10 protein-coding genes are annotated in these 12,737 nt (G+C 66.4%); 4 read left to right on the top strand and 6 right to left on the bottom strand.

The features are described 5' to 3' along the window. Positions 1-7: 7 nt before the first annotated feature. Genes QRQ56_RS23905 through QRQ56_RS23915 form a run of 3 tightly spaced genes read right to left on the bottom strand, consistent with a single transcriptional unit; the run spans position 8 to position 3,758 of the window. On the bottom strand, positions 8-2,383 hold the full coding sequence (locus QRQ56_RS23905) for a xanthine dehydrogenase family protein molybdopterin-binding subunit (protein ID WP_438743418.1): 2,376 nt from the start codon (positions 2,381-2,383) through the stop codon (positions 8-10). Continuing rightward, positions 2,380-2,901, bottom strand: coding sequence for a (2Fe-2S)-binding protein (locus QRQ56_RS23910; protein WP_438743419.1), 522 nt, complete (start codon positions 2,899-2,901; stop codon positions 2,380-2,382). Before QRQ56_RS23910 ends, QRQ56_RS23905 begins: the two co-directional genes overlap by 4 nt. After that, positions 2,898-3,758, bottom strand: coding sequence for an FAD binding domain-containing protein (locus QRQ56_RS23915; protein ID WP_438743421.1), 861 nt, complete (start codon positions 3,756-3,758; stop codon positions 2,898-2,900). Before QRQ56_RS23915 ends, QRQ56_RS23910 begins: the two co-directional genes overlap by 4 nt. Before the next feature lie 255 nt (positions 3,759-4,013). Between QRQ56_RS23915 and QRQ56_RS23920 the strand changes: the two genes are divergently transcribed. Then, on the top strand, positions 4,014-4,634 hold the full coding sequence (locus QRQ56_RS23920; protein ID WP_438743422.1) for a TetR/AcrR family transcriptional regulator: 621 nt from the start codon (positions 4,014-4,016) through the stop codon (positions 4,632-4,634). Positions 4,635-5,010: 376 nt separating this feature from the next. On the opposite strand, the gene hutU is transcribed toward QRQ56_RS23920, so the two are convergent. From hutU to hutI, 3 genes are read right to left on the bottom strand one after another with little or no spacing between them, the layout of a single operon-like run. Beyond that, positions 5,011-6,681: a urocanate hydratase gene (gene hutU, locus QRQ56_RS23925; protein ID WP_438743423.1), complete on the bottom strand. Its 1,671-nt coding sequence runs from the start codon at positions 6,679-6,681 to the stop codon at positions 5,011-5,013. Positions 6,682-6,692: 11 nt separating this feature from the next. Continuing rightward, positions 6,693-8,252, bottom strand: coding sequence for a histidine ammonia-lyase (gene hutH / locus QRQ56_RS23930; RefSeq protein WP_438743425.1), 1,560 nt, complete (start codon positions 8,250-8,252; stop codon positions 6,693-6,695). Next, complete coding sequence (gene hutI, locus QRQ56_RS23935; protein ID WP_438743426.1) at positions 8,249-9,463, bottom strand: imidazolonepropionase; 1,215 nt, start codon at positions 9,461-9,463, stop codon at positions 8,249-8,251. The genes hutH and hutI overlap by 4 nt, the downstream gene beginning before the upstream one ends. An 88-nt stretch (positions 9,464-9,551) precedes the next feature. Between hutI and QRQ56_RS23940 the strand changes: the two genes are divergently transcribed. From QRQ56_RS23940 to QRQ56_RS23950, 3 genes are all read left to right on the top strand, one after another. Further along, complete coding sequence (locus tag QRQ56_RS23940; protein WP_438743427.1) at positions 9,552-10,910, top strand: formimidoylglutamate deiminase; 1,359 nt, start codon at positions 9,552-9,554, stop codon at positions 10,908-10,910. Next, positions 10,907-11,635, top strand: a complete 729-nt coding sequence (gene hutC / locus QRQ56_RS23945; protein WP_438743429.1) for a histidine utilization repressor — start codon at positions 10,907-10,909, stop codon at positions 11,633-11,635. Before QRQ56_RS23940 ends, hutC begins: the two co-directional genes overlap by 4 nt. Before the next feature lie 108 nt (positions 11,636-11,743). Continuing rightward, the gene (locus QRQ56_RS23950) at positions 11,744-12,688 is read left to right on the top strand and encodes an ABC transporter substrate-binding protein (RefSeq protein WP_438743430.1); all 945 of its coding nucleotides are present in this window, start codon (positions 11,744-11,746) and stop codon (positions 12,686-12,688) included. Positions 12,689-12,737 lie beyond the last annotated feature (49 nt).

Below are 12,737 nucleotides of genomic sequence, written 5' to 3' on the forward strand. Positions count from 1 at the left end.
CTTTTTTCTAGAAACGCTTCAGGGCTTTCAGGACTTTGGCAGGCGTGATCGGGATCGCGTTGATCGTCGCATCGAACGGCGTGAGCGCATCGTTGACGGCATTGAGCACGCAGGCCGAAGCCGCCGCCGTGCCGGCCTCGCCGACACCCTTGGCACCGAGCACGGTGTCGGCGGTCGGCGTCTCGACATGGGCGATGACGATGTCGGGCATCTCCATCGGCATCGGCACGAGATAGTCCGCAAGCGAGCCGTTCACGAGCTGGCCGGTGTCGCTGTAACGGCACTCCTCGAACAGCGCCGCGCCCAGCCCCTGCACGATGCCACCGCGCAGCTGCTCGTCCACCAGCATCGGATTGATGACGCGGCCACAATCCTCGACGATGAAATGCTTCAGGAGCTTGATGAGGCCGGTTTCGACATCGACCTCCAGCGTACAGCCCTGGATGCCGTTGGTGAAGGCAAAGGGATAGCCCTGCGGCGCGAAATGATGGCTGACAGTAAGCTGCGCCTGCGTCCCCGGCGGCAACGTGTCCGACCGGAAATAGGCAATGCGCGCGATCTCGGCGATCGGCATTCGCTGGTTTCGCGTGACGGCATCGACAACCTCGCCATCGACGATGTCGAGCGCCGACGGCTGCTCCTGCAGAATCAGCGCGGCGATTTCCAGGATGTTGCGCTTGAGCGCGCGCGTGGCCTGCAGCGCCGTCTCGCCGCCGATGCCGGCGCCGCGGCAGGCCCAGGTGGCACCGCCATGCGGCGTGACCTCGGTATCGCCGGTGATAACCTTGACGTGCTCCTGCGCGACGCCGAGCTGATCGGCCACGATCTGGCTGATGATCGCCTCGGTGCCCTGCCCCTGCTCGGTGACCGAGATCAGGCAGCGCACCTCGCCCGACGGCGTCAGACTGAGGATCGCGCCGTCCTGCGAGGAGATGCGCGCACCGCCGACGCCGTAGAACGCGGGGCTCGGATTGGTGATCTCGACGAAGGTCGCGATGCCGATGCCGCGATAGATCCCGCGCTTGCGCAACTCCGCCTGCTCGGCGCGCAAGACGTCGTAGTCCATGATCTCGTGCAGGCGCTTCAGGCAGGCCTGATGCGACAGCGCCTCGAAGCGGTAGCCCGTCGGCGAGGTCTGCGGATAGGCATCGTCGGGAATGACATTCTGGGCGCGGATGGCGAAGGGATCGAGGCCGAGCTTGCTTGCGGCCATGTCCACCAGCCGCTCGGTGACGGCGCAGGCGATGGGATGGCCGACGGCGCGATACTGGCTGGTCTGCACCTTGTGCTGGAAGATCACCTCCAGCGCGGCGCGATAATTCCTGAAGCGATAGGGCGCGCCGATCAGGCGGATCACCTGGTTGCCCTCGACGACGCTGGTGCGCGGATAGGTGGAGAACGCCCCGATCGCGGTGAGGTCCGTGACGTCCATCGCCAGGATCTCGCCCTTGGCATCCAGTGCCATGCGGGCATGGACGCGGTGGTCGCGCGCGTGGATGTCGGAGACGAAGGATTCCATGCGGTCGGCAACGTACTTCACGGGCCGGCCGAGCAGGATCGAGAGACCGACCACCGCCATGTCCTCGTGATAGACGTGCAGCTTCATGCCGAAGGAGCCGCCGATATCGGTCGCGATGACGCGGACGCGGGATTCGGGAACGTTGTAGTGCCGCGAATAGAGATCCTGAAACTGATAGGGCGTCTGCGTGCCGTGATGCACGGTGAGCATGCCCGCGGCGGGATCGTAATCCGCAACGAGAGCTCGCGGCTCCAGTGTCACCGCCGTGTGGCGGCCGAAGGAGAACTCTTCCTCCACCACATGCGCAGCATGCGCGAAGGCATCGTCGACGGTGCCGCTGTCGAGCTGGCTGCGGAAGCAGGTATTGTTGGCGCTGCCGGGATTGACCAGCACCCCGCCGGCCTCGCGCGCGCCGTCGATGTCGACGACGACGGGGAGGTCTTCGTAATCGACCTCGATCAGCTCCAGCGCATCTTCGGCGATCGCCCGGCTCTCGGCGACGACGGCCACCACCGCCTGTCCGGCCCAGACCACGCGGTCGAGCGGCAGCGGCAACTGCGGCGCCGATGTCATGCCCTTGAAATGATCGAGCGTGCCGGTCCATGGCGTGCAGATCTTGGCGAGATCCGCGCCCGTCGCCACAAGGTGTACGCCTTCGAGCGCACGGGCCTCGTCTATCCTGATCGCAACGATCTTCGCATGCGCATGCGGGCTGCGCAGGAACGCGGCGTAGAGCATGCGCGGCAGCTTGAGATCGCTGATATAGCGGCCGCGCCCGGCCAGCAGCCGCCTGGCGTTGGGCCGAGGCACGGAGCGGCCGATATAGGAATTCGGGCGGTCGAGCGAGGTCAGCGGCGCGCTCATGGGGCGCCTCCGTCCGCGCGCGATTTGGCCACCGCGTCGATGGCATCGACGATCGCCTCATAGCCGGTGCAGCGGCAGTAATTGCCCGACAGCGCGTCGCGGATCTCGTCGCGGCTCGGCTGCGTCACCTGCGACAGCAGCTCCTGCGCATTGACCAGCATGCCCGGCGTGCAGAAGCCGCATTGCAGGGCGTTGCGGCGATGGAATTCGGCCTGCAGGTCGGCGATCACGCCGCTTTCCGACAGCCCTTCGATGGTGTTGACGGCCGCGCCATCGGCCTGCACCGCGAAGACCAGGCAAGAATGCACGGCGCGGCCGTCGAGCTGAACCAGGCAGGCGCCGCAGGCGCCCATCTCGCAACCGGCATGCGTGCCCGTCAGCTCGAGCCTGTCGCGCAGGCAATCGACCAGCGTGTCGCGCGGCGCGACCTCGCACGTCACCTTGCGCCCGTTGACAATGAGGCGGACCCGCACCGTCTCGTCGGCCTCATCCAGCAGGGTTTCGCTGCGGCCGTTCATGCGCCCTCTCCCAGACGTCCGAGCAGGCGGCCAAGCAGCACGCGGGCAAGATGCAGCCGCATCGCCGGCGGCACCTCGTCGCTGTCGGGCGGCGCGAGATCGCCTTCAAGCGCGCCTTGCGCTGCGGTGATACGTTCCGCATTGAGACGCGAGCCGATCAGGGCGCGCTCGGCGTTCTTCACCCGGATCGGCGTATTGCCGACGGAGAAGAACGAGATGCGGATGTCGTCGATGCGCTCGCCAGCGAACGTTGCAAGCATGCCGCAACCCACCAGCGCATAGTCGCCGCGCCGCCGCGCCAGCTCGTCGAACGCGAAGCGCTGATCGGCCTTGAACAGCGGCACATGAATTGCGGTGATCAGCTCACCGGGCTGCAAGGCCGTCTCGAACAGGTCGATGAAGAAATCGTCGGCCTTGATGCGACGGCGGCCTGAAAGCCCCGCGATCTCGATCTCGGCATCCAGCGCCAGCGTCATCGCGGGAAATTCGGACGCCGGGTCCGCCAGCGCGACGCTGCCGCCGAAGGTGCCGCGGTTGCGAATGGCGGGATGCGCGACGAAGGGTGCTGCCGCATGCAGCAGCGGCGCGAACTCGGCGATCAGCGGCTCGCTCAGCATCTCGCAATGCCGCGTCAGCGCCCCGATGCGCAAATAGCCGCCCTCGCGCCGGACGCCGCGCAGCTCGTCGATATGGGTGATGTCGATCAACAGACGCGGCGCCTGCAGCCGCAGCGACAGCGCCGGCACGAGGCTCTGGCCGCCGGCAATGAAGCGCGCGTCGTCGCCGGCGCGGGCATGAGCATCCAGCGCCTGGTCGATCGTCGCCGCACGAAAATAGCTGAAAGCCCTCGCCTTCACTGCCGTTTCCTCAAGATCCATCGGCTCATCAGCCGGGATGCCAGATTTGTAACCATCTGGTCTCAAAATCCTGACACGGCGCCCGAGGCCGGTCAACAGGAAATGACCATTTGGTCACAAATGCGCCATGGGCTATGAAGGTTCGTAAACCCGCGATTCAGCGACGAAATGGCCCGAAAGACGCAGAAAACGGCGAAGCGACCGGTTCGGAAGCGAACCGAGACAGGCAGCAAGTCCGCGCCAAAGCGTCGCAACATGCGCGCGGCCGACCGCGAGCGCGCGATCGTGGACGAGGCGATCCGCTTTTTCGCGGAGCATGGCTTCGAAGGCCAAACCCGTGAGCTGGCCAAGCGCATGGGCATCACGCATTCGGCGATCTATCGCCACTTCCCAAGCAAGGAAGCGCTCATCGAGCGGGTCTACCAGGAGGTCTATCTCAGCCGCTGGTCACCCGATTGGGGGCCGATGATCCGCGACCGCTCGCAGTCGCTCGAAGCGCGGCTGACACGCTTCTATCTCGACTATGTCGAACGCGTGTTCGAGTACAATTGGGTGCGGATCTTCGTGTTCTCCGGCATGAAGTCGTTCGGCATCACCAGCCGCTATCTCGACATCGTCCGCCGCGAGATCATCGAGCCGGCGGCAGCCGAGTTGCGCTACGAGTTGAAGCTGCCCGACGCGACGGCGCATTCATTGAGCGAGCGCGAGACCGAGCTGTTCTGGGGCCTGCACGGCCGCATCTTCTATCTCGCGATCCGCAAGTTCATCTACGAGACGCCGATCCCGTCCGATCTCGACGCCATCGTCCGCGACGCCGTCGAGACCTTCATGGATGGAGCCAAGACGACGATGCCGAAGCTGCTGGTGAGCGGCTAGAACGACGAACGCAGCCGCGAACGAGGTGCCCCCCCTCTCCCGCTTGCGGGGGAGGGCTGGGGTGGGGGTGCCTCCACAATGAACACTCCCAATGTCGCACGAGCCCCCACCCGGCGCTCCGCGCCGACATTTGAGGAAACGCGGCGGCGAGCCCGCCTGCAGCCATCCTTCGAGACGCCCGCCTTTGGCGGGCCCTCAGGATGAGGGCGGAGTGTGTGGCAGCCATTTCACCAGGCAAACCTGCCAATCAGCCTCATCCTGAGGAGACCGCGCAGCGGTCGTCTCGAAGGACGAGGCGCTTGCTCAGGTCTCCGCCAAGTTCATATGCGATACCCCTCCCCCGCAAGCGGGAGAGGTTGACCGAGCCCGTGGCTGGCTACTTCGCCAGGCTCGGCAGATCGAGTCCCTTCTGGCGCGCGCAGTCGATCGCCGTCTCGTATCCCGCATCGGCGTGGCGCATGACGCCGGTGGCGGGATCGTTCCAGAGCACGCGCTCGATGCGCTTCGCCGCTTCCGGCGTGCCGTCGGCGACGATCACCATGCCGGCGTGCTGCGAATAGCCGATGCCGACGCCGCCGCCATGATGCAGCGAGACCCAGGTCGCGCCGCTGGCGCAGTTGAGCAGCGCGTTCAGCAGCGGCCAGTCGGACACCGCATCCGATCCGTCCTTCATCGCCTCGGTCTCGCGGTTGGGGCTCGCCACCGAGCCGCTGTCGAGATGATCGCGCCCAATCACGATCGGCGCCTTCAATTCGCCGCGCGCCACCATCTCGTTGAAGGCGAGGCCGAGGCGATGACGATCGCCGAGACCGACCCAGCAGATCCGCGCCGGCAGGCCCTGGAACTTGATACGCTCCCTGGCCATATCGAGCCAGTTGTGCAGATGCTTGTCGTCTGGCATCAGCTCCTTGACCTTGGCATCGGTCTTGAAAATGTCTTCAGGGTCGCCCGACAGCGCGGCCCAACGGAACGGCCCGACGCCGCGGCAGAACAGCGGACGGATATAGGCGGGCACGAAGCCGGGGAAATCGAAGGCGTTCTTCAGGCCCATGTCCTGCGCCATCTGGCGGATGTTGTTGCCGTAGTCGAGCGTTGGAATGCCCTGCGCGTGGAAATCCAGCATGGCCTGGACGTGCTCGACCATCGACGTCTTCGACGCACGCTCGACCGATTTCGGATCGGACGCGCGCTTTGATTCCCAATCCGCGAGCGACCAGCCCTTCGGCAGATAACCGTTGATCGGATCATGCGCGCTGGTCTGGTCGGTGACGATATCCGGCTTGACGCCGCGGCGCACCAGCTCCGGGAAAATCTCCGCGGCATTGCCGAGCAGGCCGACCGAGACTGCTTTCTTGGTCTTCGCGGCCTCCGACATGATCGCGAGCGCCTCGTCGAGCGTTGCGGCCTGCCGGTCGAGATAGCCGGTGCGCAGCCGCATCTCGATGCGGCTCGGCTGGCATTCGACCGCGAGCATCGAAGCGCCGGCCATGGTCGCGGCCAGCGGCTGCGCGCCGCCCATGCCGCCGAGGCCGGCGGTGAGGATCCATTTGCCGGCCAGGCTGCCGCCGTAATGACGACGACCGACTTCGACAAAGGTCTCGTAGGTGCCCTGCACGATGCCCTGGCTGCCGATATAGATCCAGGAGCCGGCCGTCATCTGGCCGTACATCATCAGGCCCTGGCGATCGAGCTCGTTGAAATGATCGAGCGTCGCCCAATGCGGCACGATGTTGGAGTTCGCGATCAGCACGCGCGGCGCGTCGGCATGGGTGCGGAACACGCCAACCGGCTTGCCGGACTGCACCAGCAGCGTCTGGTCGCCTTCGAGATTGCGCAAGGCCGCGACGATCCGGTCAAAGCTCTCCCAGTCGCGTGCGGCGCGGCCGATGCCGCCATAGACGACGAGCTCGCTCGGACGCTCCGCAACGTCAGGATCGAGATTGTTCATCAGCATGCGGAGCGGCGCTTCCGTCAGCCAGCTCTTGGCGCTGATCTCGCTGCCACGGGGAGCGCGGATGGTGCGGTCGTTGTCCAGTCGGCGGTTCATGCGGACACCCTTCAGTCGAGCTTTGGAAACGGATCGGATGAGAGCGCGGCAATCGCAGCGGTCGGCAATGCGTCGGCCTCGATCAGCGCAGCAGCCTTGGCGAGATCGCCGGCCATGTAGCGGTCAGCCCCGAGTGCGGGCACCTGTTCGCGAAGCCTGGCGATGACAGCGACGAGCGGCGCGCTGGTCGCATGCGGCGCACGCAGCGTGATACCTTGCGCGGCAACCAGGAGCTCGATGCCCAGAATGGCGGCGAGATTGTCGGCCATGTCGGAGAGGCGCCGCGCGGCATGCGCGGCCATCGAGACATGGTCTTCCTGGTTGGCGCTGGTCGGCGTCGAGTCGATCGAGCAGGCCAGCGCGCGCTGCTTGTTCTCGGCATAGAGCGCGGCAGCCGTCACCTCGGCGATCATGAAGCCGGAATTGATGCCGGGATCCGGGGTGAGGAACGGCGGCAGGCCGAAATTGAGCGCGGGATCGACGAGCGTCGCAATACGCCGCTCGCTGATCGCGCCGATCTCAGACAGCGCCAGCGCAATCGCATCGGCGGCAAACGCCACCGGCTCGGCGTGGAAGTTTCCGCCCGACACGATCTCGCCGGTCTCGACCAGCACCAGAGGATTGTCGGTGACGGCATTGGCCTCGACGATTAGCGTGCGTGCGGCCTGCGTGATAAGATCCAGCGCCGCGCCCGCAACCTGCGGCTGGCAGCGCAGGCAATAGGGATCCTGCACACGCTCGTCGCCCTCGATATGCGACAGGCGGATGTCGCTGCCGTCGAGCAAGGCCATGAGTGTCGCGGCCGCGGCGATCTGCCCGGCATGGCCGCGCAGTGCCTGGATTTCAGGGCGGAACGGCGCCGTCGATGCCATCGCCGCATCGACCGACAACGCGCCCGTGACCAGCGCGGCGCGCGCGAGAGCGAAAGCGCGCAGAACGCCGGAGATGGCATAGGCGGTCGAAAACTGCGTACCGTTGATCAGCGCGAGGCCCTCCTTCGGGCCGAGCGTCAGCGGCGCAAGGCCAGCAGCCGCCAGCGCCTCGCCGCCGGAGCCGGTCGCCCCGTCAACAAGCGCCTGCCCCTCGCCGATCATCACCGCGGTCATATGGGCAAGCGGCGCGAGATCGCCGGAGGCACCGACCGAGCCCTGCTGCGGCACCAGCGGACAGACGCCCCGCGCCAGCATGGCCTGCAACTGCTCGATCACCTCGCGGCGCACGCCGGAGGCGCCGCGTCCGAGCGAGATGATCTTCAGTGCCATCATCAGGCGAACGATCGGATTCGGCGTCGCCGGGCCAACACCGCAGCAATGCGAGACGATCAGATTGCGCTGAAGCAGCGCAGTCTGCTCGGGCGGAATCCGCTTCGAGGCCAGCTTCCCGAATCCGGTGTTGATGCCATAGACTGGGGTCGCAGCTTGCGCCGCCTTGGCGACAATCTCGGCCGCCGCCTCGACGCGCGGCCAGAACGAGGGATCGAGCATAACGGGCGCGCCCGCCAGCACGCGCGCGAGATCGTCGAGGTGCACCGTTCCCGGCGTGACGACGATCGCTGCGCCCGGCTCCGTCACTGTCCCCTCCAGATCCGGCGATGCAGCGGATTGAAGCCGATGCGATAGACGAGCTCGGCGGGCCGCTCGATGTCCCAGATCGCGAGGTCGCACCATTTGCCGGCTTCCAGCGTGCCGGTCTCGCTGAGCACGCCAAGCGCCCGCGCACCTTCACGCGTGACGCCCGCGAGGCATTCGGCGACATTCATCCGGAACAGCGTCGCACCCATGTTCATCGCCAGCAGCAGCGAGGTCAGCGGCGAGCTGCCGGGATTGCAGTCGGTCGCGAGCGCCATATGCACGCCGTGCTTGCGGAACGCTTCGACCGGCGGCTTCTGCGTCTCGCGAATGAAATAGAACGCGCCGGGCAGCAGCGCGGCGACCGTGCCGGCCTTCGCCATCGCGGCAGCGCCGGCTTCGTCGGTATGCTCGAGATGATCGGCCGAGAGCGCAGAGAATTTCGCCGCGAGCGCCGCGCCGCCGAGATTCGAGAGCTGGTCGGCATGGAGCTTGACCGGCAGTCCTAGCCCCCGCGCGGTCTCGAACACCCGTGCCGTCTGCTCCGCCGAGAACGCGATGCCTTCCATGAAGGCGTCGACGGCATCGGCAAGGCCCGCCTTCGCAATCGCCGGCAGCATCTCCCTGCAGACGAGATCGATGTAGCGGTCCTTGTCGCCGCCAGCTTCCACGGGCAGCGCGTGCGCGCCGAGGAAGGAGGTCCGGATCGAAATCGTGCGCTGGCGGCCAAGGCTGCGCGCCGCCGAAAGCTGGCGCATCTCGGTCTCGGTATCGAGGCCATAGCCCGACTTGATCTCGACCGTGGTCGTGCCCTCGCCGATCAGCGCGTCGAGCCGCGGCAATGCGCCTGCAGCCAGCTCGGCCTCGCTCGCCTTGCGCGTCGCGGCCACGGTCGAGACGATGCCGCCGCCGGCGCGCGCGATCTCTTCATAGCTTGCGCCCTTCAGACGCAGCTCGAATTCATGCGCGCGGTTGCCGCCATAGACGAGATGCGTGTGGCAGTCGACGAGACCCGGCGTGATCCAGCGCCCCTCGCAATCGATCCACTGGATGGCGTCCGCATCGGCAGGAAAGTCTGCGGCTGCGCCGGCATAGACGATGTGGCCGCCGCGCGAGGCGATCACGCCAGATTCGATCTCGCCGATCTCAGGGCGGTCGGCCCGCATCGTGGCGAGCCGGGCGTTGTGCCAGATCCGGTCGAAGCGTTCTGCCATGCCACTGTCCCCTGGTGTGGGATGCTTGACTTATATGTCTAGACATATAATCGTACGCCGGTTCTGTCCAGCCGGCGTGTCATCAATCATGTCCCGACTGCATTTCGCCTCCGCGCTCCTGCCTTCGGGCTGGGCCAATGACGTGCAGGTGGTGATCACCGCCGGCGCGATCGCCGAGGTGACGCCGGGCGTTGCTGCAGCCGTCGGCGACGAACGCCACGCCATCGCGCTCCCGGGACTTGCGAGCCTGCACAGCCACGCGTTCCAGCGCGGCATGGCGGGCCTCGCGGAGCTGCGCGGCGACTCGACCGACACCTTCTGGACCTGGCGCGAGACGATGTATCGCTTCGCCCTCGCCATGACGCCGGATGACGCTGCCGCCGTCGCAACGCTGCTCTATGTCGAGATGCTGGAGCAGGGTTTTACCCGCGTCGGCGAATTCCATTATCTGCATCACGACCGCGACGGAACGCCCTACTCCGATCCCGCCGAGATGGCCGCGCGGATCGCGCAAGCGGCCGAGACCTCCGGCATCGCCCTGACGCTGCTGCCGACTTTTTATGCGCATGGGTCGTTCGGCGGCACGGCGCCGCATGACGGCCAGCGCCGCTTCATCTGCTCGGTCGATCAGTTCGCCGCGCTGGTGGCCGCATCGCGCAAGGCGATCAGCACATTGCCCGGTGCCAACATCGGCATCGCGCCGCACAGTCTGCGTGCGGTGATGCCGGACGAGCTTACCGCGATCATTCCGCTGGCTGAAGGCGGGCCGGTGCATATCCATGCCGCCGAGCAGACCAGGGAAGTCGAGGATTGCCTGGCCTGGTCGGGCCGGCGCCCGGTGCAATGGCTGCTGGAGCACGCGCCGCTGGATCGGCGCTGGTGCCTCATTCACGCGACCCATATGACGGACGAGGAAGTCAGCGCGTTCGCTGCGACCGACGCGGTCGCCGGCCTCTGCCCGATCACTGAAGCCAGTCTCGGCGACGGCACATTCGCCGCGCGTGAATTCCTTGCTGCTGGCGGGACATTCGGCATCGGCACCGATTCCAACGTGCTGGTCGGTGTCGCCGACGAGCTGCGCCAACTCGAATACGGCCAACGCCTCAGGCATCGCCAGCGCAACGTGCTCTCCGGCGGCGCAGGCCGATCGACCGGCCGAACGCTGTTCGACCACGCGCTCGCGGGCGGCGCACAGGCGCTGGCGCAGACGCCGGTCGGCATCGCGCCCGGTGCACGCGCCGACATCGTCACGCTCGATGCCACGCATCCGTCGCTGGCGGGGCGGACGCACGACGCGCTCATCGACGGCTGGATCTTCGCGACCAGCAGCGGCGCGATCGATTGCGTCTGGGCCGGCGGCCACAAGGTGGTCGAAGGCGGGCGGCACAGGCTGCGCCAGGCGGCGCGCGAGCGTTTCAACGCGGCGGTGCGGAGGCTCGTCGCATGAGCCTTGCGACCGACACCGGCGATCAACCGACGCTCTACAAGCGAATCCGCGCCGACATCGAAAAGCGCATCCTGACCGGCGAATGGCCGCCGGGACATCGCATCCCGTTCGAGCATGAGCTGGTGGCCCGCTATGGCTGCTCGCGCATGACGGTGAACAAGGCGCTGTCGGAGCTCGCGCAGGCCGATCTGATCGAGCGGCGGCGACGCGCGGGCTCGTTCGTGCGCCGGCCGCAACATCAATCGGCGGTGCTCAAGATCGCCGACATCCGCGCCGAGATTACCGCGCTCGGTCGCGCTTACGGTTACGAGCTGATCGGCCGCAAGCTGCGCACGGCAACCGCCGCGGATCGCGACCGTCTCGGCGTCAAAAAAGCCGGCAAGGTTGTCGCGATCACCTGCCGGCACAGCGCCGACAACGTGCCGTTCGCCGTCGAGGACAGGCTGATCGACCTGTCGTCCGTGCCCGATGCCGCGGCCGCTGATTTCGCGCGCGAGCCGCCCGGCTCCTGGCTGCTTCATCATGTCCCATGGACCGAAGCCGAGCACACGATCAGCGCCATCGTCGCGGACGATCGCACGGCGGACGCACTCGCGATCGCGGTCGGCGCCCCCTGCCTCGTGATCGACCGCTACACCTGGCGCAGCGCACGCACGATCACCGCCGTGCGCCTGCTCTATCCCGGTGACTCTCACCGCCTTGTCGCGCGATTCAAGGGAGGCTGAGAGGACATGTCGGCACAAATCGTGCAAAGCTTCGGGCAACGGTCCAGATGGACCGACATCAAGAGATCAACAGGACTTCAATCCACCGATCGGCAGAGGACGACAATCATGCGTAGTTCGACGATATTTGCGACAATCATTGCTCTTTCGGCCGCCACTCCCGTACTCGCCGACGACGTCAAGGTCGGCGTCGGCATCTCCGGATGGACCGGCTTCGCACCGCTGACGCTGGCTAAGGAGGCCGGCATCTTCAAGAAGAACGGGCTCGACGTTACCATCAAGAAGATCCCGCAGAAGGATCGGCATCTCGCCGTCGCCTCCGGCGACATCCAGTGCGCGGCGACCACGGTCGAGACCTGGATCTCCTGGAACGCCAACGGCGTTGCGACCAAGCAGATCTTCCAGCTCGACAAGAGCTTCGGCGCCGACGGCATGGCCGTGCGCAACGATGTCGCCGCGATCAAGGACCTCAAGGGCAAGACCGTCGCCGCCTCCGCGCCCGGCACTTCGCCCTATTTCGCGCTGGCCTGGATGCTCAAGAAAAACGGCCTGACCACCAAGGACGTCACCGTCGTGAATCTCGAGCCGGCCGCTGCCGCGCAAGCCTTCGTCTCCGGCCAGAACGATGCCGCGATGACCTATGAGCCCTACCTGTCGACGGTTCGTGCCGCGCCCGACAAGGGCAAGATCATCGCGACCACGCTCGACTACCCCATGGTCATGGACACCTTCGGCTGCACGCCGAAATTCCTCACCGAGAACCCGAAGGCCGCCAAGGCGCTCGCCGACAGCTATTTCGAGGCGCTCGACATGATCGCCAAGGACCAGGCCAAGGCCTATGAGATCATGGGCGCCGACGTGAAGCAGACCGGCGAGCAGTTCGCCAACTCGGCGAAGTACCTGCGCTGGCAGGACAAGGCCGCGAACCAGAAGTTCTTCGCGGGCGACTTCCTGACCTTCAACAAGGAAGCCGCCGAGCTGCTGCTCGAGATCGGCATCATCAAGGCCGCGCCGAAGGTCGAGGACCTCTTCGACGCCAGCTATATCAAGTAAACCTTCTCGAAGCTGGCCCCGTCTCGCGGCGGGGCCGGCAAATTCGTTC

Source organism: Bradyrhizobium sp. U531 (genome assembly GCF_051710265.1).
Lineage (GTDB): Bacteria > Pseudomonadota > Alphaproteobacteria > Rhizobiales > Xanthobacteraceae > Bradyrhizobium.